Source organism: Amycolatopsis regifaucium, from assembly GCF_001613935.1.
GTDB lineage: Bacteria > Actinomycetota > Actinomycetes > Mycobacteriales > Pseudonocardiaceae > Amycolatopsis > Amycolatopsis regifaucium.
The window spans coordinates 416,404-438,902 of the sequence record NZ_LQCI01000012.1; the positions used below are offsets into that span (position 1 = coordinate 416,404).

A 22,499-nucleotide genomic window follows, 5' to 3' on the forward strand; every position below is an offset into this window, starting at 1 on the left:
TGTGTACTCAGTTCACAAACGGGATCCTGGAATGCGCAGGTGTCGGTTACGATGCGCCGATGGAGGAGCAAGCCACCGTCAGTGCGGCGGACATCGCGCATATCGCCGGCGTCGGCCGCGCCGCGGTGAGCAACTGGCGTCGACGTTACGGAGATTTTCCGCCGCCCGTCGGCGGGACCGCGTCGAGCCCCCTGTTTTCGCTGCCCGCCGTCGAGAAGTGGCTGCGGGAGCGCGGGAAACCGTTCGAGATCTCGCTCGGGGACCGGATCTGGCAGCGGCTGCGGAACCTCGGCGACGACCTGTCGCTGGGTCTGCGGGTCGGCCGGGTGGGCACCTTCCTGACACTTCGGGGTACCGGGAAACTGAACTTCGACACCCGCTACGACGATCCCGAGCTACTCGCGCTGGTGGACCGCTTCGCCGACGAACTGGGCGCGCGCCAGGCGTACGAGTTCCTGTGCGACCGCTACGTCGAGGCGCACTCGCGTCAGCTGTCCCGCACCCCGGAACCGGTGGCCGCGCTGATGTCCCGGCTCATCGGCCCGGCTCCCGGGGTCGTGCTCGACCCCGCGTGCGGGCTCGGGACGCTGTTGCTCGCCTCCGGCGGCACCCGGCTGCTCGGCCAGGACGCCGATCCGACCGTCTCGTGCATCGCCGCGCAGCGGTTGCTGCTGGCGGGCGCGGAGATGGAGATGTACGGCGCGGACGCTTTGTCGATGGACTCCTTCGAAGGACTTCTCGCGGACGCCGTCGTCTGCGATCCACCGTTCAACGAACGGGAATGGGGTTACGACGAACTCGTCGGTGACCCACGCTGGGAGTACGGCCAGCCGCCGCGTGGCGAACCGGAACTGGCGTGGGTGCAGCATTGTCTCGCGCACGTGAAACCCGGCGGGCTGGTCGCGATCCGGATGCCGCTGGCCGCCGCCGGTCGCCGGACCGGCCGCCGGATCCGCGGGAACCTGTTGCGGGCCGGGGCCTTGCGCGCGATCGTGACGGTCGGCGGCGCGGATCTCTGGCTGCTGCGGCGGCCGAAACCCGGCGAGCGATCGCCGTCCCGGCTGCTCCTGCTGGCCGATCCGTCCACTGTGGAGGAACAGTGGCCGGAGCACCTGCGGGGGGCCGAGGTGCCGGGCGCGGTCCCGATCATCGATCTGCTCGACGAGGAGATCGATCTGTCTCCCGCCCGCCACCAGGCAAGGGACGAACACGCGGGCGAGGCCTTCCTCGAACTGCGACGGCGTTTCGAGGGGATCCGGCCGGAGCCGCCGTCGCTGGCGGTTTCCGACGGGAAGCCCGCGTTCACCACGGTCGCCGAGTTGCTGAAGTCCGGGGTGCTCAGCGTGCCGGAAACGGTGGAAGAGGGCGACGTCGTCACGTCACCCGCCGTTCCCGCGTATGTCCACAGTGGACCACCTGTCGACGTGGAGCCGTCGATGTCGAAGTATCGCACCGATCCCGAACGACTGGACGCCGCGTTCTTCGCCGGGTGCCTGCGCGCGGCCGGGCAGATCGCGCCGACCTCCTCGACCCGGATCGACCTCAAGCGCACCCGGATCCCGCGCCTGCCGATCGAGACGCAGCGCGCGCACGGGGAGGCGTTCACCCGGCTCGCGGAGTTCGAGGACGCGCTGCGCGAGGCGGCGGAATCGGGCCTGGAGCTGGTGAGACTAGGCTTGGCCGGGCTCACCGAAGGCCAGCTCATCCCGGAGAACTAGTTGCTGATCGCGGACCGCTACGAACTCGACGAGCTGCCGCTCGGCCGGGGTGGGATGGGCGCGGTCTACGCTGGCCACGACCGGCATCTCGGCCGCCGCGTCGCGGTGAAGTTCCTCGGGCTTCCCGGCGGTCCGGACGCCGAACTCGAACAGCGTTTCATCCGGGAGGCGCGGATCCTCGCGACTCTGGAGCACGCGGGCGCGCCCACGCTGTACGACTTCGGCACCTACGACGAGCGGTTGTACCAGGTCATGCAGTTCATCGAGGGCGTGACCGTCGCCGATCTCGCCGCCGAACACGGACCGCTGCCGGTGCCCTGGGCGGCCGCGATCGCCGCGCAGGCGTGCGCCGTCCTGTCGGCCGCGCACGCGCTTTCGATCTGCCACCGCGATCTCAAGCCGACGAACCTCATGCTGTGTCCCGACGGCAGCGTGAAGGTGCTCGACTTCGGGCTCGCGATGCTGCGCGAGACCGACGTCGCCCGGTTCACCCGCGCCGGGCAGATCCTGGGCACGCCCGCGTACATGGCGCCCGAGCAGATCCAGCGCGGGATCGCCGGACCGCGCAGCGATCTGTACGCGCTGGGCTGCGTCCTGCACGAAATGCTGACCGGCAGGCAGCTGTTCACCGGGCCGACGGCGTACGCGGTCTTCGAGAAGCAGGTCAAGGAAAACCCGGCCGAAGTGGGCGGCGTCCCGGGTGGACTGAACGTCCTGCTCGCGAATCTGCTGGAGAAGGACCCGGACCGACGTCCCGCGGACGCGAACGAACTGTTCGAACGGCTGGCCGTGTTCGCCCGTGACCTGCCGCCGTTGCCCGGCTACCTGGACGAGGGCGCCAACCCCGGCCGGATGTACGCCAGAGTCGTCGGCCGCGTGCCCTGAGATGGGATCGTGACCTTCACCTCAACAACCACGGACGGGTGAGTTCCGTCTTTACCCATGTCAGACGGACTACGGACAAACGGGGGTAAGGGTCGTGAAGAGGTTCTTGGTGGGGGTGACCGCACTGGCCACCGCGCTGGTGCTGACCGCGTGTTCCGGCAACACCGGCGGCGGCGCGCCCGGTGGCGGCGCCGTCGCACTGGGTGACCCGGCCTCCGGGACCACGACCACGTCGGCGCCGTCCTCGGCACCCGCCACGTCGTCATCGACGCCGACACCGACGTCGGGCAGTTCGAGCTCCTCGCCGAAGCCGACGTCTTCGAAGTCCAAGCCGACGCCGAAGCCCACGCCGAAACCGGCGGCCAAACCCGCCGCGAACGCCGCCGACGTCCCGTGCAAGGCCGCGCTGGCCACGCCGGGCGTGAGCGCCTGTGTGGACCTCTCCGCGCTGAAGACCTGGCTGCTGCAGGACGGCAAGGTCATCTACGGCCCGGTCAAGCAGCTGCCCGGCAAGAAGGGCCACGCGACGCCCACCGGGGTCTTCCACGTTTCGGCCAAGGTCAAGAATTACCACTCGAAAGAGTTCGACGCGCCGATGCCGAATTCGGTGTTCTTCCTGCCGGGGATCGCCTTCCACACCGGCAGCCTGTCGGTGTATTCGCACGGCTGCATTCACCTGGCCGCGGCGGCTTCGCAGAAGTACTTCACGACGCTTCAGAGTGGCGACGTGGTGCAGGTCGTGGCCTGATTCGAAGTTTCCGGTGACCCGCGCAAGCCCCACACCAGTCCCTCACGGAGTCCTTCGTGGACCGGCCGGATCATCGCGGTTCGGTGTCATTGGGGTGAATGAAAGCTCCGGCGGGAATGTATTGTCCATTTCCGGCGACGTGTTCATGACACGCCGGAAATGGAGAAGTGCGGATGATCGGAAACCGGTTACTCACTCGCGTGCTCATCGCGCTGTCGGTTTCACTCTTGCTTCTCCCTGGTTGGGTGAACGCTCCGGAAGCGATCGGGGCGCCCGCTTTGCCGTCCGGGTTCGTCCTCCGTGATCAGCCGAGCGGTCAGGCCGCGTTCGACCTGACCGATTTCGCTTATCTGCCGGACGGTTCCGTGCTCAGCACCGGCAAGAGCGGCAAGGTCGCCTGGGTGTCCGACACCGGCCAGTCGCGGACCATCGCGACGCTCCCCGTCCGCGACAACGGTGACCTCGGTCTCGTCGGTCTCGCCGTCGCCCCGGATTTCGCGACGTCGCGCCAGATCTACCTCACGTGGTCGTTCGACACGGGCGGCGGGTTCACCATGCGGGTCGCGCGCTGGACGGTGACCGGCACGGACGTCCCGACGGGTCTCGCGAACGAACGAGTGCTCGTCGACCTTCCCGGTTTCCACGACGTCCACGGTGTCACGGGGCTCATCGCGGCAGGCGACGGGACTTTGTGGATCTCCATCGGCGACGCCGCCGACTTCACCAGGATGGATCCCGGCGCGTTGCGCGCACTCGACCTCGATCAGCTCTACGGCAAGATCCTGCACGTCACCTCGGATGGCGTCGGAGTCCCCGGCAACCCGTACTACGCCGCGGCGGCGCCGAATTCGAATCGCTCCAAGGTCTTCTCCAGCGGTTACCGCAGCCCGTTCCGGTTCTCGCTCGATCCACGCCTCGGTCTCCCGGTCGTCGGCGACGTCGGCTGGAACACCTGGGAAGAGGTGAACGTCGTGCGGCCGGGCGATAACCACGCCTGGCCCTGCTGGGAAGGGAACATCCCGACGCCGGGGTACTCCGGCCTGGCCGGTTGCGCGGGGGTCGTCAACACCCCGCCGATCACCGCGCACCACCACGGTTCGGGTGCCGACGAAGGCAACAGCGTCACCGCGGGGATCGTCTACAGTGGATCGTCCTATCCGGACGAATACCGCGGCGCGTTCTTCTTCGGCGACTACGCCACGCAGAAGATCTGGACGATGACGTACGACAGTCAGGGGAGGCTTGTCCAGGCACCGCAACGGCCGCCGAGGTTCACCGGCGTCGGTGGTCCGGTCAAGTTCGCGGCCGCGGCCAACGGTGACATCGTCTACGCCGACATCTACACCGGGAACCTGCGGCGGCTCAGTTATCCGGGGACCAACGCGGAACCGGTCGCGGTGGCGACGTCGAGCACCGAGCCGTCGACGAGGACGGTGACCTTCGACGGCACCGGCTCCTACGACTTCGACGGCGATCCGCTCGCCTATCACTGGGATTTCGGGGACGGCACGAGCCAGACCGGAGCCCGGGTGAGCCACCCGTACGCCGCGGGGGTGGGAACGGTGACCGCGCGGCTGACCGTCACCGACCGCCTCGGCGCCACCGGCGGCACGGACGTCGTCGTGGTCCCGGCGAACCACTCACCGGAGCTGGGGATGACGGATCTCGGCGCGCGCACCTACGCGGTCGGGGAACCGGTCGCCGTCGGCGCGAGCGCCACCGACGCCGAGGACGGCGCGCTGCCGATCACCTGGACCACGCTGATCCGGCACTGCCCGGAGGAGGCGACCTGTCACGCGCATCCCGGCGCGTCCGGCACCGGGCCGTCGTTCTCCATGCCTTTCACCGACCACCAGGATTCCCGGGTCGAGATCACCGCGACGGTGACCGACGGTGCCGGGGTGACCGCGCGCCGGACCTACGTCGCGAGGCCGCGCGAACATCTGTTGACGCTGACCGGCAATGTCCCGGCGGCGCTGGGCATCCCGGCCGAAGGCGGGGTCGGCACCGCGATGGTCACCGAGGGCGCGACGTTCGAGGTCGTCGCGGCCGAGGTCGCCGCGGACGGTGTTTCGACCTTCAGCACCTGGTCCGACGGCAGGACGTCGCGCACGATCACCATCACCGTCCCGCCGCGCGACCTGACCCTGACCGCCACCTACCGCACCCCGATCGACAAGCGCTATCAGGCGGATCCCGCGCTGCGGCAACGACTCGGCGCCCCGACCGGGCCCGAGGTCATCGACGGGACCGTGCGTTACCGGCCGTACACGGGCGGCAGGCTCTACTGGAGTGCCGAGACCGGTGTGAAGCAGATCGAGGGGCAGATCCTGGCGAAGTACCTCGCGCAGGGCGGGCACCGGAAGTTCGGGCCGCCCGCGACCGACGAGATGGCCACTCCGGACGGTGTCGGCCGGTACAACCACTTCCCGAACTGGCCGGGCACGCTGCAGTCGTCGATCTACTGGACCATGTCGACCGGTGCGCATCCGGTCTACGGGCGGATCCGGGTCAAGTGGGCGGCGTTGGGCTGGGAGGCCGGACCGCTCGGGTATCCGACGACGGACGAACTGCCGACCCCCGACGGCATCGGCCGGTTCAATCACTTCAGCAAGAACTCGTCGATCTACTACACGGTCCAGACCGACGCCAAGGCCATCTGGGGCCGGATCCGTGCCAGGTGGGAGGCGCTGGGCTGGGAGGCGGGACCCCTCGGGTACCCGACCATGGAAGAGGCGCCGACGCCGGACGGTATCGGCCGGTTCGTCCACTTCACCGAGGCCGGCTCCATCTACTGGACGACGCAGACCGACGCGCACGGCGTCTGGGGGGCCATCCGGCAGCGCTGGGAGGCGCTCGACTGGGAGGCCGGCTACCTGAGGTACCCGACGACCGACGAGTTCTCGGTCCCCGGTGGACGGCAGAACAACTTCCAGGGCGGCGACGTGTTCTGGAACGCCTCCAACGGTGCGGTGACCGACCGCCGCCGGTAAGCGGCGCTCCGCCTTCGTGCACTACCGCATTTAGTCCTCTAAACGCGGTGCTTGCGTGGGCGACTACCGCATTTAGAGGACTAAATGCGGTAGTCGGCGGGTCAGGGGAGCAGGTCGGCCGGGGAGGTGCCGGACGAGGTGAGCGGCAGGCCGAGTGCGACTCGTTCGGTGAGCCAGCCGCTCGGCCGGTAGCGCGGGTCGCCGGTGCTCGCGACCAGACCGCGCAGGACCCGCAGAACGAGTTCCGCGCCCGCCTCTTCGCCCCACGTCAGCGGTCCGCGCGGGTAGCCGAGGCCGAGCCGGACGGCGGTGTCGATGTCCTCCGGCGTCGCGAGCCGCTGTCCGGCGATGAAGCAGGCGGTGTTGACGATCGACGCCAGCAGGCGTTGCGCGATCGGCGCGGGACCGTCGCGGACCACGGTCACCGGGAGCCCGGTCGCGGCGAGCGCGCCCCAGGCGGTGCGGCCGGCGGCCGGGTCGAGCGCGGGGTGGACCGACAGCGTGAGGCGTTTCCCGTAGCCGCCGAGTGGATCGACCCCGACCACTCGTTCCGCCGGCAGACCGGCCGCCAGCGCGGTGTCCACAGTGGACGATCCGATCGGGCTGACGATCAGGACGGTGTCCGGGTACGCCGTGTGCACGACCTGGATCCCCGCCGACGACAGCAAGGTGCCGAGGCGTTCGTCTTCGACCCATACCGGCGTCGTGGGGGCTTCCGGCGCCGTCGGCTCGGGCTCGGCCTGCTGCGCACCGTCGACGTAGCGGTAGAAGCCCTCGCCGTTCTTGCGGCCGAACAGCCCGGCGGCGACGCGCGGGCGCGTCAGCCACGACGGCCGCAGCCGCGGTTCACTGTGGAATCCGCTCCAAATGCTTTCCAGCACCGCGTGCGAGACGTCGAGACCGGTGAGGTCGAGCAGTTCGAACGGGCCGAGTTTCAAGCCGAGCACGTCACGCGCGATGCGGTCGACCTCGGCCGGGCTCGCGATCCCTTCGGCGAGGATCTGCAGCGCTTCGGTGCCCAGGCCGCGACCGGCGTGGTTGACCAGGAAGCCGGGGGCGTCGCGGGCGAGCACGGGTTCGTGCCCCCAGCCGCGGACGAGTTCGGTCATCGCGGGCGGAAGCCAGGTGTGAGTGCGTGCGCCGGGAACGATCTCGACCAGCCGCATCAAGGGCACCGGATTGAAGAAGTGGAGACCGAGCAGCCTGCCGGGATCGGTCAGCGCGGCGGCGATCTCGGTGACCGAAAGTGAACTGGTGTTGGTGGCGAACACGGTGTCCGGGCCGCAGACGCGTTCCAGTTCGGCGAACAGCGCGCGTTTGATCTCCAGATCCTCGCGGACCGCTTCGACGACCAGGTCGACGCCGTCGGCGGGGGCCAGCGGATCGGCGACCGCGATCAGCCGATCTTTCGCGGCCGCGGCGGCTTCTTCGGTGATCTTGCCCTTCGAAGCGAGTTTGCCGAGCATCGCGCCGACGTGGTCGATGGCCTTGTCGACGGCGTCGGGCTGGGCGTCGGCGAGCTCGACTTCGAGCCCCGCCGTCACGGCGAGCTGGACGATGCCCCGGCCCATCACCCCGGTTCCGATGACCCGGATCCTGTCGACCTGCTCCGCCCACTTCTCCACCGCGAGCCGCCTTTCCCTCGATGTCGTCCCCGGCGTGACGTTAGCCGCCACGCGGATATCTCGCCCGGAAGGGTGATCCGCGCCCCAGCCGGCGTAAGGCCACCGAACCGGCGCGGTCCCATCCGCGAAAGCCGAGTGTTCCGCGCTCCAGCCCCGAAGGGAAACCTCCCATGGCCACCGTCCCCGCCGCAGCCGTCCGGACCACGCCGTTGCTTCTCGTCGCCGTGCTCTTCGGCGCCGTCGCCGCCTTCTTCGCCAGCCAGGCTCTGTGGCCGCTCACCGCCGTGGCCGTCGCGGTCGCCGTCGTCGTCCTCGCGAGCGGGGTGTGGCTGAGCGGGCACAAGAGTCGCGAACTCTAGGATCGCCATGTGGCGGCGAAGCGCTTGACGCGGGAAGAAAGTCGCGAGCAGACCCGACAGCGCCTGCTCGCGGCGGCCGCCGAGCTGTTCGCCGAACGCGGGGTCAACGGTACGTCGGTCGAGCAGATCGCCGACCGGGCCGGATTCACGCGAGGTGCCTTCTACGGCAACTTCGACGGCAAACACGAGCTGGTCGTCGAACTGCTGCGCCGCCGGACCCAGCGCGAAGCCGAGGAGGTCGCCGCGCTGCGTGCGGGCGTCGGTTCCTTCGCCGAGATGATGGACCGGCTGCGCGTCTGGAACGTCGAGCGCGCCGAACATCTCGCGGGCTGGTTGACCCTGCGCACCGAACTGGCCCTCTACGCTCTGCGGAATCCCGAGGCGCGGCCGCTGGTCGGTGAAGGCGAGAAGTCGACACGGGCGTTGCTGGAGGCGTCAGTCAAGACCGAGCTCGCCGCGCGGGGCGTGGAACCGCCCGCCGAGCCGGCCTTTCTGGCGTTGATCCTGCACGCGCTCGAGGACGGTCTCCTGCTGCAGCGCTTCCTCAGTCCCGAGGGGACCGGTGACGAGGACGTCGTGGACGCCGTCCAGCTGCTGATGCGCTCGTGGACCGCGCTCAGCCGGTCATCTTGATCCCGACGAACTCGGCCATCTGACGGGTCCCGTGCGCGAAGAACGCGTCCGACGGGTCGACGCTGCCGACGTACTGGCCGAACAGCTCGAAGTTGAGCATTCCGAACAGCTGGGTCCAGGCCATGATCAGCCGGGACGCCGTCTCCGGGGCCAGGTTGACCCGGAGGATTCCGGTGACGGCGTCGAGCTGGCGCAGTAGTTCGCCGGGCATCTCGCCGACCTCGGTCTCGACACGCAGGTTCGCGTCGCGCAAAACGGCGACCAATGCGAACGCCACCCGGCCTGCCGGTGCGATGGTGTCCTGCGGAGCCTGGTAGCCGGGGATCGGCGAACCGTAGATCAGCGCGTACTCGTGCGGATGCGCCTTCGCCCAGGCGCGGACCGCTCGCCAGATCGATTCCCATCGTTCCAGCGGACTCTTCCCTGGGTTGTCGGCGGCCTCCGCGGTCTCGCCGACGGCGTTGTAGGCGTCGATGATCAGGGCGGTCAGCAGCTGCTCACGGCTGGAGAAGTACCGGTAGAGCGCCGAAGAGACCATGCCGAGTTCCCGCGCGACGGCGCGGAGGGAAAGACCGAGCGCGCCGACCTCGGCGAGCTGGCGGCGGGCTTCGTCCTTGATCTCACGGGTGAGTTCGGCACGGGCGCGTTCACGTGCGGTCTGGGTGGCGGGCACGCGCTCACTGTAGAGCATCGCACCTAAACGAGAGCGCTGCTCTTGACGCGGGGCGGCACTCCAGTGTTCACTGCTCTTAACAGAGAGCGCTGCTCTCCCAAACTTCAGGAGCCGAGATGACCGCCCCCCGCTATCTCAAGCCCGCCAAGGCGACCAGCGCGTTCAACGAGTTCGTGCTCAAGCTGACGAAGCTCGGCGTCAGTGTGTTCGGCAGCCGGGTCCTCTCGATCCGCGGTCGCAAAAGCGGGGAACTTCGCTCGGTGCCGGTCAACCTGCTGAAGCTGCACGGCGAGCGTTACCTGGTCGCGCCGCGCGGCGTCACGCAGTGGGTGCGGAACCTGCGCGTGGCGGGGGAAGGGCAACTCAGCGTCGGGCGCCGCACCGAGACGTTCAGCTTCACCGAACTCACCGACGACGAGAAGCCCGAGATCCTGCGCGCTTACCTCAAGCGCTGGAAGTTCGAGGTGGGTGTGTTCTTCGACGGTGTCGACGCGAAGGCGTCCGACGAAAAGCTGCGGGAGATCGCGCCCGGCTACCCGATCTTCAAGATCCGCTGACGCTTTGCCCGGGTGAAGTACCTGAAGGGGGCCATCATGTACTGGGGAAGGTGCGAAGGCCGAGGAGACCGGCCACTACCGGGCTCGTCCGCCATGCCTGCTCCGCCGGGCGGTGGCCGCCACCAGCACCACCCCGACCAGGAACGCGACGAGTCCGATCAGGAACCACAGCTTCTGCCCGGTCATGAAGCTGCCGGTCAGCACGCCGGCGCCCTGAAGCACCCACACGCCGCCCACCAGTAGGAACACCAGTCCGATCGTGAGCGTGATCCAGCGCTTCATTCGCAGCTCCCCGCCTCGTCGTACCTGCGGCGATTCTGTCACCGGCGGCCGCGTCCGGCGAACCGATCACCGGTCGCCGACGAGACCGTTGCGGTAGGCGTAGACGACGGCGTGCACCCTGTCCCGCAGCCCCAGCTTCGCCAGGATCCGGGAAACGTGCGTCTTCACCGTCTCTTCGCCGACGTGCAGATGCGCGGCGATTTCCGCGTTGCTGGAGGCGTCGGCGACCAGCAGGAGGACCTCGCGTTCGCGGGAGGTGAGCCGTTCCAGCTCCGCCGGTTCGGCGGCGACGGGTTCGATGCTGGTGGCGAAGGTCGACACCAGCCGCCGGGTCACCGTCGGGTCGATCAGCGCGTCGCCGCGTGCGGCCACCCGCATGGCGGAGACGAGTTCTTCGGGTGCGAGGCTCTTCAACAGGAATCCGCTCGCGCCGGCCCGCAGCGCGCGGTAGACGTACTCGTCGGAGTCGTAGGTCGTCAGCACGAGGACGCGGGTGTCGTTGCCTGGTGCGGACATGATCGCCTCGGTCGCGGCCAGACCGTCCAGTTTGGGCATCCGGACGTCGAGTACCGCGACGTCCGGGCGCAGCGACGCCGCCTGGGCGACGGCCTCGCGTCCGTCCGCGGCCTCGCCGACGCACTCGAAGTCCGCCTGGGTGTCCAGTACCGCGCGCATCCCGGACCGGAACATCGCGTGGTCGTCCGCCAGCAGAACCCGGATCACTCAGCCTCCAAAGGAAATCCGACTCGAACCCGCCAATGCCGCCCGTCGTCCAGCGGCCCGCATTCCGCGTGCCCGCCGAACAACGCCACGCGCTGCCTGATCCCGGCGAGACCGCGTTTCGTCGACTCGGCCGACGAGCCACCGCTCGGACGGCCGATCTCGTTCGTGATGGTGAGGACGACCTCGGTCTGCCGGTAGGCGAGGTCGATCTCCACGACGCTGTCCAACCCGTGCCGGAGCGCGTTCGTCAGCGCCTCCTGGGCGATGCGGTACAGCGCGATGTCCACCGAGCCAGGCAGTTCGCGCGGTCCACCGTGACTGGTCATCCGCGTCGGAAGTCCGGCGATGCGGAGGTTTTCGAGCAGCTCGTCGAGATTGTCCAGCCCCGGCTGCCGCTGCGCGTCTCCATTCTCCTTGCCGTGCAACAGATCCAGCAGGCGGCGGAGATCGGCCATCGCGGCCCGGCTCGACGATTCGACGGCGGAGAGCGAACGACGGACGACGGGTTCGCCGTCCGGCAAACCGAGCCGGGCGGCCCCGGCGTGCACGCCGATCGCGCTGACGTGATGGGAGATCACGTCGTGCAGATCCCTGGCGATCGTCGTGCGCTCTTCGATGACGGCACGGCGCACCGCCTCGGTTTCGTGCTGCTGCCGCTGGTCCTCGGCGCGTTGAAGATCGGCGATGTAGGCGCGCCGCGCGGTCGTGTAGCGGCCGACCATCCACGGGAGCAGGCCGCTCACGCCGACGTCGATGATCAGCAACCGCCAGTCCCGGTCGCCGCGGTCGACCGGGATGAGGTTGCAGGCGACGAGCCCGGCGAGCATCGTCGCCAGCGAGGCCAGCGCGGGTTCGGCCGACAGCCAGGCACCCGCGCGGTATCCCGCGATCAGCACGCCCGCGTTGGTGGCCTGCAGGTAGTGGTCGTAGGGGAACAGCAGCAGCGGCGCGGCGACGAGCAACGCGGCGTGCGCGGCCGAAACCCAGCCGGAATACCGTGACGGCCCGGCGAGGGCGGCGTTGGCGAGGATCCCGCCGAGCAGCACCACCCACGCCTGCCAGCCGAGGGAGAGCGGCGGCCCGCCGATGAGGAACAGTCCCGCGTCGGCGACCAGGCAGACGGCCGCGACCGCATAAGCCTGTCTGGCCAACGAACCGCTGATGTCCCGCACGCGCCCAACTCTGCCCTATTTCGGTGGACAGGGGTTCATAAGATCGAAAGCCATGGGGACCGCCAAGACGCCCGTGCTCTGGACGACAGGGGCACCGGGTGCCGGGAAATCGACCACCGCGTGGGGTTTGTACACGCGCATCGTGGCATCGGGCGGCAACGTCGCGTACGTCGACATCGACCAGCTCGGGCTGATCGGCCCGCCGCCGGGCGGCGGCGAAGCCGCGCACACGATCAAGGCGGCCAACCTGCTGCGGGTGCTGGAGATCCTGCGCCACCGGGGCACCGCGCAGGTCGTCGTGTCCGGGGTGGTGGACCCCGAAAACGGTGTCGAGTCACCTTTCGAAGGCCGCGACTTCGACCTCACGCTCGTCCGGCTGACCTGCGAGCGCGACGAACTGCGGAGCCGTTTCCTCGGCCGCGGTTCACCAGCCGAGGCGCTGCCCGACCTTTTCGCGGTGGCCGACGCCTACGACCGCACCGGTTTCGGCGAGGAGATGGACACGACCGGCCAGCGCCCCGAAGAGACCGTGGAGGCCCTGTTCCGGCGCTGCGTCGTGGCCGACGGGCCGGTCCGGCGGCCGGCCCCGGTGGAGCCTGCGCCCGGGCTCGTGACCGTGGTGACCGGTCCGACGGCGGTCGGCAAGTCGACGGCCGCGTGGCGGGTGCTGCGGGACTTCTGGCAGCAGGAGACGCCGGTCGCCTACGTCGACCTCGCGCAGCTCGGGTTCGCCCATCCCGGCCCGGATCCGGCGTTGGAGGCGGCGAACCTCGCGGCACTCTGGCGCGGCTACCGCGACGCGGGAGCGCGGCGGCTTCTCGTCGTGGCCAGGGAATTCCGCCCGGAGCACCGCCGGGTCTTCGAGGAGGTCACCGTCGTCCATCTCGACGCGGACGCCGCGACGCTCGCCGAACGCGTCCGGCTCCGGGCCGACGGCGACTCCGCGCTGCTGGCAGGTGACGAACTCCGTGGCGCGCCACCCGGTGTGCGGGACCGGGTGGCCGCCCGCGCGGCCACCGAGGCGGAGCGGATGCGGGCGTCCCGCGGTGACCGCGTCGTCCTCGATACCTCCGGACAAGAGCCCGCCGAGACGGCCGCCGCCCTGCTCGCCGCCGTGCGTCAGTAGCCGGGGCGCGGACCGCCCTGACCCGGCTGGCCCTGCTGTCCTTGTCCCGGCTGGCCGCCGGTCTGACCGCGTTGGTTCTGCCCGGCCTTTCCGATGGTCGTCGCCGTCGCGGTCTGCCCGGAGACCTTGGCGGTCACCGTCACCGTCTCGCCCGTCTTGGGGTCGCCGGTTTTCCGTGTCGACGCGTCGATCGTGTAGACCTGCTTGTAGCCGTCTTTGCTGGTCAGGCTGACGGACGTCGCGCTGATCTCGGTGATCTCGCCGGTCTGCACCCGCTCGGTGTGGTAACCGCCCTTGCCGTCCGGGACGACGAAGTCGCCGTGCAGCGTGTCACGCGGCATGCCCCCGCCGGGGCCGATCATCACCCGGCCACCGCCGGGGCCGCCCATCATCCCGCCCTGAGCCCGTTCCGCGCCGTTCGCGACGGTTCCCGCCCAGATCGCGGCTCCACCGCCGGCGGCGAGCACCACCGCCACCCCGGCCGCGACCGCGGTCTTGCGGCCCGACCACGTTTTCTTGGGGGTGCGGGGCGGGACGGGCGCGCCCCAGGCGGCGGTTTCCCCCGTCGCGGGCTCGGTGGGCCCCGCGGGCTCACCGGGTTTGGTCGGTTCGGTCATCTGGTCGCCTCCGTGTACTCGGTTGCGGCCATGCTCGGCGCCGACGCTGTGCGGAAGCTGTGCCGGCCGTGGGCACGCGCTGTGATTCCGCCCCGGCCGGGTGATCGTTCACAGGAAACGCACAGGCCGGACACAGCAAAGCCTCAACGGTGGCGCCCACGATGGCAGCATGACCAGTGTGAACGTCCCTTCGTCAGGTTCCGCGAAGGCAGGCTTGCGCCGTGCCGACGGCAGCCCCGTGCGGGTGCTGGTGGTCGATGACGAGGCGACGTTGTCCGAACTCGTGTCGATGGCCCTGCGCATGGAGGGCTGGGACATCCGCACCGCCGCCGACGGCACCGAGGCGGTCCGGGTCGCCAGGGAGTTCCGGCCGGACGCGGTGGTACTGGACGTCATGCTGCCGGACCTGACCGGCCTGGAGGTGCTGCGCCGCCTGCGTTCCGAGGTGCCGAACCTGCCGGTGCTGTTCCTGACCGCGAAGGACGCGGTGGAGGACCGGATCGCCGGGCTCACCGCGGGCGGCGACGACTACGTCACCAAACCGTTCAGCCTGGAGGAGGTCGCGCTGCGGTTGCGCGCGCTGCTGCGCCGCGCGGGCGGGGTCGCCGGGCCGAGCGGTTCGACGCTGGTCGTCGGCGACCTGACGCTCGACGAGGACAGCCGCGAGGTGCACCGCGGCGGTGATCTCGTGCCGCTGACGGCGACCGAATTCGAACTGCTGCGCTATCTCATGCGCAATCCGAAGCGGGTGCTGTCGAAGGCGCAGATCCTGGACCGGGTGTGGAGCTACGACTTCGGCGGCCAGGCCAACATCGTCGAACTGTACATTTCCTACCTCCGCAAGAAGATCGACGCCGACCGGGAACCGATGATCCACACGATGCGCGGCGCCGGGTATGTCCTCAAGCCCGCGGGCTAGGCGGCCTTGGTCCCTGCGACGGCGGCTGATCGCACAGGTCGCGGGGCTGCTCGCGCTCGTCTGCCTGGTGGTGGGCGTGGTGACCGAACTGGCGTTGCGGGACTTCCTGTTCGGCCAGCTCGACGCGAGGATCGCCGAGACCAGTGAACGCGCCAGTCGTCCGCCACCGACGGGCCGTCCAGGCGGCGACGGGGTTCCGGAAGGCCTGCGCGCCTACGGCCAGAGCACCGGTTCGTTGTTCGTGAACGTGTATCCGGACGGGCGCGTGCTCGCGGCGGTGCTGCGCTCCAGCTACGACGCGAAGGTCGCCCACCCGTTCCCGCACGACGAAATCACGCGGACGCAGATCGACACCCTGGTGCGGACGCGGCCGGGGAGCGAACCGCGCGACGTGGATCTCGGGTCGCTCGGGGAGTACCGGGTGGTGGCGAAGGCGACGCCCGGCGGCGGGATCGCGGTCACCGGACTGCCGACCAAAGAGGTCACCGACACTCTGTGGAACCTGGGGTTCATCTTCGGCGGGGTCGCCGTCGGCGGCATCCTGCTGGCCGGCGCGCTCGGCGCGGTGACCGTCCGGCGCACCATGCAACCCCTCGACCGGCTGGCCGCCACCGCGACCAGGGTCGCCGAACTCCCGTTGGACCGCGGCGAGGTCGCGCTGTCCGAACGAGTGTCCGAAGTAGACACTGATCCGCGGACCGAGGTAGGCAAGGTCGGGTTCGCGCTCAACCGCATGCTGGGGCATATCGCCGCCGCGTTGTCCGCGCGCCAGGCCAGTGAGAGCCGGGTGCGCCGGTTCGTCGCGGACGCCAGCCACGAACTGCGGACACCGCTCGCGGCCATCCGCGGCTACGCGGAACTCACCCGGCGCTCCACCTCCGAGGTGCCACCGGACATCGCGTTCGCGATGGGGCGGGTGGAGTCGGAATCCACGCGGATGACCGGTCTCGTCGAGGATCTGCTGCTGCTCGCGCGCCTCGATTCCGGCCGTCCGGTGGTGCACGAGCCGGTCGATCTCTCCCGGCTGGTCGCGGACGCCGTCGCCGACGCGCACGTTTCCGGGCCGGAACACAAGTGGCGGCTGGAAGTCCCGCCCGAACCGATCACCGTCCTCGGTGACGCGGGTCAGCTGCACCAGGTGGTGAGCAACCTGCTCGGCAACGCGCGCACGCACACCCCCGCGGGCACCGAGGTCACCACTTCTCTATCCACAGTGGACTCCATGGTGACACTGTCCATTGTCGACACCGGGCCGGGGATCCCGCCGGAGATCCTCCCGGACGTGTTCGAACGGTTCGCCCGCGGCGACGATTCCCGCTCGCGGGCGGCAGGCAGCACCGGACTCGGATTGGCCATCGTCGCGGCCGTGGTCGCCGCGCACGGCGGGCAGGTGGGGGTGGCCGGCCGTCCGGGGCGGACCGAGTTCCGGGTCCGGTTCCGGGCCGCCCCCGCCCAGGGTTGATCAGCGCTGATTCACGGCGTCCACTCGCTGTTCGCGCCGCACAGGATGACGCAGGGCAGCTCGCCGCCGGTCCGCCCGGCCAGCCAAGCGGCGAACGGGACCGCCGCGGCCGGTTCGACGGCGAGGCGGAACTCCTCCCAGAGCCGATCCCGCGCGGCGAGCAGTTCCGCGTCGCTGACCAGCACGGACGTGACCCGCGTCCGGAGCACCTCGAACGGGACACTCCCGATCTTGGACGCGCCCAGCGCGGACGCCGCCACCGAATCGATGTCCACGTCCACCGGCGCTCCCGCCTTCAGCGCCGCGTCGAGCGCACGGCACCGCTCCGGCTCGACACCGAAGGTCGGCAACCCGGCCAGCGACGTCCCGGCGACCAGCCCGCCACCGCCGACCGCGACCAGGAACGCGTCGACGTCCGGCGCGTCCTCGATCACCTCGGCCGCGACGGTGCCCTGGCCGGCGACGACGGCGGGATCGTCGTAGGCGGGCAGGTACCGCGTACCCGGCTCGGACGCGGCTTCGAGCGCCTTCGCGGCCGCCTCGGCGTACGTCGCGCCGTGACGGATGAGCTTCGCGCCCGTAGCCTCGATCCGAGCCGTCTTCGCCTGCGGAGCGGACTCAGGCACGTACACCGTCGCGGGCACGTTCAGCAGCGAAGCCGCCGTCGCCACGCCCAGCCCGTGGTTGCCACCGGACGCCGTCAGCACCCGCTCCGGCAGCGGACCGTTCACCAGCGCGTTCACCGCGCCCCGCAGCTTGAACGACCCGCTCCGCTGCAGATGCTCCAGCTTGAGGACGAGCGGCCGCCCGTCGACTTCGGCGCGCAGTACCGGCGTGTGTCGCACGAACGGATGGACGGCTTCGGCGGCCTTGAGGACATCTTCCCAGGTCGGAGTACTCATACCCCCCACTGTCCTCCATGCCGGGAGGGGAGTGGCTACACTGGTCCCCGGACCCCGCGCGGCGTCCATCTTGTGAACCTCCCCAGGGCCGGAAGGCAGCAAGGATAAGCAAGCTCTGACGGGTGCGCGGGGTCCCCTTTCATTTCCGGGGCTGGAAGATCCCGAAGACGTCTTTTGGTGGTACCGGGGACGGCAAGGCGTCCGCGTCGGTGATGGGGCGCGCTTTGCCTTGCAGGTCGCGGAGGTCTTCGCCCGCGACGCAGCGCGCCGGGTAGGTGGCTGAGGCGGCCCGGCGGGTCAGGTCGGGCACGGGCAGCTCGACGCGGGAAGCCGCGACCACGATGTTGCCGAAGCGGCGGCCCCGCAGGACACCCGGTTCCGCGAGCAGCGCGAGGTGCGGGAACGACGTCGCCAGTGTCGCCAGGAACCGGCGAAGGAACGGCAGGTTCGGGCCGTCCGAAACGTTCGTGAGGTAGGTCCCGGTCGGTCGAAGGACGCGTGCGACCTCGTTCGTGAACTCGGCGGTCGCCAGCCCGCCGGCGAACACTCCGCGCTCGAAGGCGTCCACGATGACCAGGTCGGCCGAAGCGTCATACCTGCCGGAGACGCCTTCGCGGCCGTCGCCGACCCGGACCTTCAACCCCTTCAGACCCAGCTGCTCGCGGATGAGCGCGACGAGTTCGCCGTCGGCGTCGAAGACCAATTGGCGTGAGCGCGGTCGCGTCGCCGTGATGTAGCGGGGGAGGGTGCAGGCCGCTCCGCCGACGTGCAGCACGTCTAGCGGGCCTTCGCCGAGGCAGTCGACGACGTCGGCGATCCGGCGGACGTAGTCGAACTCGAGATCCGTGGGGTCGTCGAGGTTGACGTGCGACTGGGCCACGCCGTCGACCATGACCAGCCAGGCGTTCGGGCGGTCGGCGTCGCGGAGCAGTTCGGCCGTGCCGAAGCGGACCGGATACGTGCCTGGGGTCGGTGCTGGTCTCACCGTCGGACCTTCCCGGTAGTCTCGCGGCCGTGGCATTAGCGCTGTACCGAAAGTACCGTCCGGCTACCTTCGCCGAGGTCGTCGGGCAGGAGCATGTGACCGATCCGCTGCGGACCGCGTTGGCGGCCGGCCGGATCAACCACGCCTACCTCTTCTCCGGCCCGCGCGGCTGCGGCAAGACCTCCAGCGCGCGCATCATGGCGCGGTCGCTGAACTGCGCGAAGGGCCCGACCCCGGATCCGTGCGGCGAGTGCAACTCGTGCCGAAACCTCGCGCCCGAGGGCCCAGGCAGCGTCGACGTCACCGAACTCGACGCCGCCAGTCACGGTGGTGTCGACGACGCCCGCGAACTGCGTGACAGGGCCTTCTACGCCCCGGCGGATTCGCGCTACCGCGTCTTCATCATCGACGAGGCGCACATGGTCACCACGCAGGGTTTCAACGCCCTGCTGAAGATCGTGGAAGAGCCGCCGGAGCACCTGATCTTCATCTTCGCGACCACCGAACCGGACAAGGTGCTGCCCACCATCCGGTCGCGGACGCACCACTACCCCTTCCGGCTGATCCCGCCCAGTTCCATGCGCGACCTGCTCGAACGCAACGTCGCCGCCGAGGGCGCGAAGGTCGAGCCCGCCGTGTACCCGCTGGTCATCCGCGCGGGCGGCGGTTCGGCGCGGGACACGCAATCGGTGCTGGACCAGTTGCTGGCGGGTGCCGGGCCGGACGGCGTCGACTACTCGCGGGCGGTGTCCCTGCTCGGCGTCACCGACGTGGCGCTCATCGACGGCATGGTCGACGCGCTGGCCGCGGACGACGCGGCCGCGGTCTTCGGCACCGTCGAGAAACTCGCCGAGGCCGGGCACGATCCGCGCCGGTTCGCCACCGACCTGCTCGACCGCCTGCGCGACCTGGTGATGCTGCGTTCGGTGCCGGACGCGGGGGAACGCGGACTGGTCTCCGCGCCGGACGACGAGCTCAAGAAGATGCAGGAGCAGGCCGCCAAGCTGGAGCCCGCCACCCTCTCGCGCTACGCCGACATCGTCCACAATGGACTTCTGGAGATGCGGGGCGCGACTTCGCCGCGGCTGGTGCTGGAACTGCTGACGGCGCGGATGCTGCTGCCGTCGGTCGCCGAGGGCACCGACGCGCTGCTCGCCCGGCTCGAACGGCTGGAGCGCCGCGCCGCTTCGGCACCCGCGCCTGTCGCCGGTTCCGCCCAAGCCGCTCCGGTCGCCCAGACGGTGCCGGTCGCTTCGGTGGGCGCGGCGCCGACCCCTGTCGCTCCCGCGGGTGAGCCCGTCCGTGAGTTCCAGCGGCCCTCGCGTCGCGCCCCCGCCCCCGCCCAGCAGGCCGCCCCGGTACAGCAGCCCGCGGCGGCGGCTCAGCCCACCGCGCGGCCCGAGCCGGTCGCTCCCCAACGTCCTTCCGCACCCACGCCGCCTCCCGCCGCCCCGGCGCCCGCGGCGGCTTCGAGCGGTGGGTCGGACGCGGACGGCATCCGCGGCCGCTGGCCGCAGGTACAGGCCGCGATCCGCAAGCTCCCGGGTGGCGCGGTGACCGGGGCGATGCTCACGCAGGCGAGTGTGGTCGGCGTCGAAGGCAACGCCGTCACCCTCACGCACAACGCGGAACCGGTGGCGCTCAGGCTTTCCGAGCCACAGCACACGGAACGTATCGCGGCCGCGTTCAAGGAGGTCTTCGGCGGCGACTGGCAGGTGCGGTGCGTGCACGGCGCCGCGCAGCCCCGGCAGGCCGCCGCTCCCAAGGCCGCCGCGCCGCCGCCCTCGGCCGAGCGATCGTTCACCCGCCGGTCCGCCGAGGCGGCCGGCGCCCCCGCGGCGCCTCCGCCGCCGAAGCCGGAGCCCCAGCGGCCCAAGGTGGCGACGACCGAACCGGACATCCCGCTCCCGCCAGAGCCGGTCGAGGACGACGAAGAGCTCTACTCGGAGGACGCGAGCCCCGCTCCGCCCCCTCCGCCGCTCCCGCCCGAGCAGGACCCGGAGGAGATCGCCCGGAAGCTGCTCACCGATCACCTCAACGCCCGCCCCCTCGACGAGCGCTGACGAGCGCTGACGAGAACGCATTTCGTCCTCTCAATGCGGTAGTTCGCGCTGCCAACTACCGCGTTGAGAGGACGGAACGCGGTGGGGGTCAGGCCGCGAGGTAGTCCGCGATGGCCTTCGCGATGGAGGCGGCGTACTGCTGACGCCCTTCTTCGCTCGCCATCGCCGCGGCCTCGTCGGCGTTGCGCATGTTCCCGCATTCGACGAGCGCGGCCGGCCGGGTCGAGAGGTTGAGCCCGGCGAGGTCGGAACGCGGCGCGAGCCCGTTCGAACCGAGGTAGGTCGACGTCGGGAAGCCGCCCGCGCGGAGGCCGTCCCGCAACGCCGTCGCGAGTTTCGCCGAGGGCTCGCCCTGTTGCGCGTTCAGGGGCGGCGCCGAATAGGCGATGTGGAAACCGTGCGCACCGGCGGAATTCGAGCCGTCGGCGTGGATGGACACGACCGCGTCCGCCGCCGCGTCGTTCCCGATGGCGGCGCGTTCGTTGACGCACGGTCCGACGCCGTTGTCGTTCTGCCGGGTGAGGATGACCCGGATTCCCTTGGCGCTCAAGGCTTCCGCGATCCGCTGCGACACATCCCAGGTGAACGCGTGCTCGGCGTAGCCGGAATTCGTCGCAGTTCCGGTGGTGTTGCACGGTTTCGTCTTGCCTCGTCCGGCGGGCACCGGCTTGTTGATCTCGCCGGGCCTGCCCGCGTTGCCGCCGTTGTGCCCCGGATCCAGCACGACGACCTTCCCGGCCGCCGGCCGCTGAGTGGAGGGCGGCGGCTGGGGAACGCTCGACGGTGGTGCCGAACTCGGTGGTGTCGGCTGTGCCGGTTCGGGAAGGGAGGTGAAGACGGTGGTGGTACCCGGAGCCGACGCGGACGGCGGCGACGCGGGGGTCTCGACCCCGCACGCCGCGAAGAGCGTCAATCCGATCGCCATCACCAGGCTCAGCCGTCGTCGCACGGCGCCCACGGTGCCATACGAGTGGCGGCTAGGCTGGTAGGCGGCACGGATTTTCCAGGAGAGGACCGATCGGATCATGGCGCAACCCGGTGGCGGCTTCGACCTGTCGCAGATCATGCAGCAGGCACAGCAGATGCAGCAGAAGCTGGTCGAAGCCCAGGAAGAACTGGCCAACACGGAGGTGACCGGCACCTCCGGCGGCGGTCTCGTCACCGCGACCGTGTCCGGCGACAGTCAGCTCAAGTCGTTGTCCATCGACCCCAAGGTGGTCGATCCCGACGACGTCGAGACCTTGTCCGACCTGGTCGTCGCGGCCGTGCGGGACGCCTCGGCCAACGCGCAGAAGCTCACCGAACAGAAGCTCGGCCCGCTCGCGGGCGGCCTCGGTGGCGGGATGCCGGATCTCGGCGGCTTCCCCGGGCTCGGCGGCTAGCTTGTACGAAGGTGTCGTCCAGGATTTGATCGACGAGCTCGGGCGGCTGCCCGGCGTCGGTCCCAAGAGCGCGCAGCGGATCGCCTTCCACCTGCTGGCGGCCGATCCCGCGGATATCTCGCGCTTGCAGGAAGTGCTCGGCAAGGTCAAGGAAGGCGTGCAGTTCTGCGAAGTCTGCGGCAACGTCTCCGAGCAGGAGACCTGCCGGATCTGCCGGGACACCCGCCGCGACCTCACGGTCATCTGCGTGGTCGAGGAGCCGAAGGACGTCCTCGCGGTCGAGCGGACGCGCGAGTTCAAGGGCCGCTACCACGTACTCGGCGGTGCGCTGGACCCGTTGTCCGGGATCGGTCCGGAGCAGTTGCGCATGCGTGAGCTGCTCGCGCGGATCGGCGGCGCGGAGATCAGCGAGATCATCATCGCGACCGACCCGAACACCGAGGGCGAGGCGACCGCGACGTACCTCGTACGGATGCTTCGCGACTTCCCCGGCCTGCGGGTGACGCGGCTGGCGTCCGGGCTGCCGATGGGCGGTGACCTGGAGTTCGCGGACGAGCTGACGCTGGGACGGGCACTCTCCGGCCGACGGGCGCTTTAAGTCGCTTCAAGTGACATGAAAGGCCCCTTCATTGCAAAATTTGCAATGAGCCTTTTTCATCGTGTTTGTTCGAGGGT

At 70.1% G+C, this 22,499-nt stretch carries 22 protein-coding genes and 1 other RNA gene; 14 read left to right on the forward strand and 9 right to left on the reverse strand.

Features of this window, described 5'->3' with window-relative positions; genetic code table 11:
• The first annotated feature begins 59 nt into the window (after positions 1-59).
• From AVL48_RS16520 to AVL48_RS16535, 4 genes are all read left to right on the forward strand, one after another.
• The gene (locus AVL48_RS16520; protein WP_061981956.1) at positions 60-1,718 is read left to right on the forward strand and encodes an N-6 DNA methylase; all 1,659 of its coding nucleotides are present in this window, start codon (positions 60-62) and stop codon (positions 1,716-1,718) included.
• Positions 1,719-2,603, forward strand: coding sequence for a serine/threonine-protein kinase (locus tag AVL48_RS16525; RefSeq protein WP_061981957.1), 885 nt, complete (start codon positions 1,719-1,721; stop codon positions 2,601-2,603).
• A gap of 94 nt (positions 2,604-2,697) precedes the next feature.
• Positions 2,698-3,351, forward strand: coding sequence for a L,D-transpeptidase (locus AVL48_RS16530; protein WP_061981958.1), 654 nt, complete (start codon positions 2,698-2,700; stop codon positions 3,349-3,351).
• A 173-nt stretch (positions 3,352-3,524) separates the two neighbouring features.
• Positions 3,525-6,344, forward strand: a complete 2,820-nt coding sequence (locus AVL48_RS16535; RefSeq protein ID WP_061981959.1) for a PQQ-dependent sugar dehydrogenase — start codon at positions 3,525-3,527, stop codon at positions 6,342-6,344.
• A gap of 101 nt (positions 6,345-6,445) precedes the next feature.
• Here AVL48_RS16535 and AVL48_RS16540 read toward each other — a convergent pair whose 3' ends face one another.
• Positions 6,446-7,969 carry a 3-hydroxyacyl-CoA dehydrogenase gene (locus AVL48_RS16540; protein ID WP_061981960.1) on the reverse strand — a complete coding sequence of 508 codons (1,524 nt, stop codon included), beginning with the start codon at positions 7,967-7,969 and terminating at the stop codon, positions 6,446-6,448.
• A gap of 170 nt (positions 7,970-8,139) precedes the next feature.
• On the opposite strand from AVL48_RS16540, the gene AVL48_RS16545 reads away from it, so the two are divergent.
• Positions 8,140-8,328, forward strand: a complete 189-nt coding sequence (locus AVL48_RS16545; protein WP_061981961.1) for a hypothetical protein — start codon at positions 8,140-8,142, stop codon at positions 8,326-8,328.
• A 9-nt stretch (positions 8,329-8,337) separates the two neighbouring features.
• A complete protein-coding gene (locus AVL48_RS16550; protein ID WP_061981962.1) occupies positions 8,338-8,961 on the forward strand; it encodes a TetR/AcrR family transcriptional regulator in 624 nt (207 codons plus the stop codon).
• Here the strand turns inward: AVL48_RS16550 and AVL48_RS16555 are convergent.
• The gene (locus tag AVL48_RS16555) at positions 8,945-9,652 is read right to left on the reverse strand and encodes a TetR/AcrR family transcriptional regulator (protein ID WP_143104820.1); all 708 of its coding nucleotides are present in this window, start codon (positions 9,650-9,652) and stop codon (positions 8,945-8,947) included. The two genes, AVL48_RS16550 and AVL48_RS16555, sit on opposite strands and share 17 nt — an antisense overlap.
• Positions 9,653-9,750: 98 nt before the next feature.
• Here AVL48_RS16555 and AVL48_RS16560 point away from each other — a divergent pair, with 98 nt between their 5' ends.
• Positions 9,751-10,191 (forward strand): nitroreductase/quinone reductase family protein, encoded by a 441-nt coding sequence (locus AVL48_RS16560; protein ID WP_061981963.1) that lies wholly within the window; start codon positions 9,751-9,753, stop codon positions 10,189-10,191.
• Between the two features lie 75 nt (positions 10,192-10,266).
• Here the strand turns inward: AVL48_RS16560 and AVL48_RS16565 are convergent, their stop codons facing one another.
• From AVL48_RS16565 to AVL48_RS16575, 3 genes are all read right to left on the reverse strand, one after another.
• Positions 10,267-10,473, reverse strand: coding sequence for a hypothetical protein (locus AVL48_RS16565; protein WP_061981964.1), 207 nt, complete (start codon positions 10,471-10,473; stop codon positions 10,267-10,269).
• A gap of 66 nt (positions 10,474-10,539) precedes the next feature.
• Positions 10,540-11,196, reverse strand: coding sequence for a response regulator (locus tag AVL48_RS16570; RefSeq protein ID WP_061981965.1), 657 nt, complete (start codon positions 11,194-11,196; stop codon positions 10,540-10,542).
• Positions 11,193-12,368 carry a sensor histidine kinase gene (locus AVL48_RS16575; protein WP_061981966.1) on the reverse strand — a complete coding sequence of 392 codons (1,176 nt, stop codon included), beginning with the start codon at positions 12,366-12,368 and terminating at the stop codon, positions 11,193-11,195. Before AVL48_RS16575 ends, AVL48_RS16570 begins: the two co-directional genes overlap by 4 nt.
• A 52-nt stretch (positions 12,369-12,420) precedes the next feature.
• Here AVL48_RS16575 and AVL48_RS16580 point away from each other — a divergent pair, with 52 nt between their 5' ends.
• Entirely contained in the window at positions 12,421-13,494 is a 1,074-nt protein-coding gene (locus AVL48_RS16580; protein ID WP_061981967.1) for a hypothetical protein, read from the forward strand.
• Here the strand turns inward: AVL48_RS16580 and AVL48_RS16585 are convergent.
• Complete coding sequence (locus tag AVL48_RS16585; RefSeq protein WP_061981968.1) at positions 13,488-14,111, reverse strand: hypothetical protein; 624 nt, start codon at positions 14,109-14,111, stop codon at positions 13,488-13,490. The two genes, AVL48_RS16580 and AVL48_RS16585, sit on opposite strands and share 7 nt — an antisense overlap.
• A 169-nt stretch (positions 14,112-14,280) precedes the next feature.
• Here AVL48_RS16585 and AVL48_RS16590 point away from each other — a divergent pair, with 169 nt between their 5' ends.
• Together AVL48_RS16590 and AVL48_RS16595 are read left to right on the forward strand one after the other, a co-directional pair.
• A complete protein-coding gene (locus AVL48_RS16590) occupies positions 14,281-15,030 on the forward strand; it encodes a response regulator transcription factor (protein ID WP_061981969.1) in 750 nt (249 codons plus the stop codon).
• A complete protein-coding gene (locus tag AVL48_RS16595) occupies positions 15,008-16,492 on the forward strand; it encodes a sensor histidine kinase (protein WP_061981970.1) in 1,485 nt (494 codons plus the stop codon). Before AVL48_RS16590 ends, AVL48_RS16595 begins: the two co-directional genes overlap by 23 nt.
• A gap of 11 nt (positions 16,493-16,503) precedes the next feature.
• Here the strand turns inward: AVL48_RS16595 and AVL48_RS16600 are convergent, their stop codons facing one another.
• Complete coding sequence (locus AVL48_RS16600) at positions 16,504-17,394, reverse strand: serine/threonine dehydratase (RefSeq protein ID WP_061981971.1); 891 nt, start codon at positions 17,392-17,394, stop codon at positions 16,504-16,506.
• A gap of 46 nt (positions 17,395-17,440) precedes the next feature.
• Between AVL48_RS16600 and ffs the strand changes: the two genes are divergently transcribed.
• Positions 17,441-17,535: signal recognition particle sRNA small type (gene ffs, locus AVL48_RS16605), an RNA gene on the forward strand.
• Here the strand turns inward: ffs and AVL48_RS16610 are convergent.
• Positions 17,534-18,379 (reverse strand): spermidine synthase, encoded by an 846-nt coding sequence (locus tag AVL48_RS16610; protein ID WP_061981972.1) that lies wholly within the window; start codon positions 18,377-18,379, stop codon positions 17,534-17,536. The genes ffs and AVL48_RS16610 overlap by 2 nt on opposite strands.
• Before the next feature lie 29 nt (positions 18,380-18,408).
• On the opposite strand from AVL48_RS16610, the gene AVL48_RS16615 reads away from it, so the two are divergent.
• Positions 18,409-20,442 (forward strand): DNA polymerase III subunit gamma and tau, encoded by a 2,034-nt coding sequence (locus AVL48_RS16615; protein ID WP_061981973.1) that lies wholly within the window; start codon positions 18,409-18,411, stop codon positions 20,440-20,442.
• An 88-nt stretch (positions 20,443-20,530) separates the two neighbouring features.
• On the opposite strand, the gene AVL48_RS16620 is transcribed toward AVL48_RS16615, so the two are convergent.
• Positions 20,531-21,367: an N-acetylmuramoyl-L-alanine amidase gene (locus tag AVL48_RS16620; protein WP_061982020.1), complete on the reverse strand. Its 837-nt coding sequence runs from the start codon at positions 21,365-21,367 to the stop codon at positions 20,531-20,533.
• Between the two features lie 100 nt (positions 21,368-21,467).
• Between AVL48_RS16620 and AVL48_RS16630 the strand changes: the two genes are divergently transcribed.
• Positions 21,468-21,824, forward strand: coding sequence for a YbaB/EbfC family nucleoid-associated protein (locus AVL48_RS16630; protein WP_061981974.1), 357 nt, complete (start codon positions 21,468-21,470; stop codon positions 21,822-21,824).
• 1 nt (position 21,825) lies between these two features.
• On the forward strand, positions 21,826-22,422 hold the full coding sequence (gene recR, locus AVL48_RS16635; protein ID WP_061981975.1) for a recombination mediator RecR: 597 nt from the start codon (positions 21,826-21,828) through the stop codon (positions 22,420-22,422).
• Positions 22,423-22,499 lie beyond the last annotated feature (77 nt).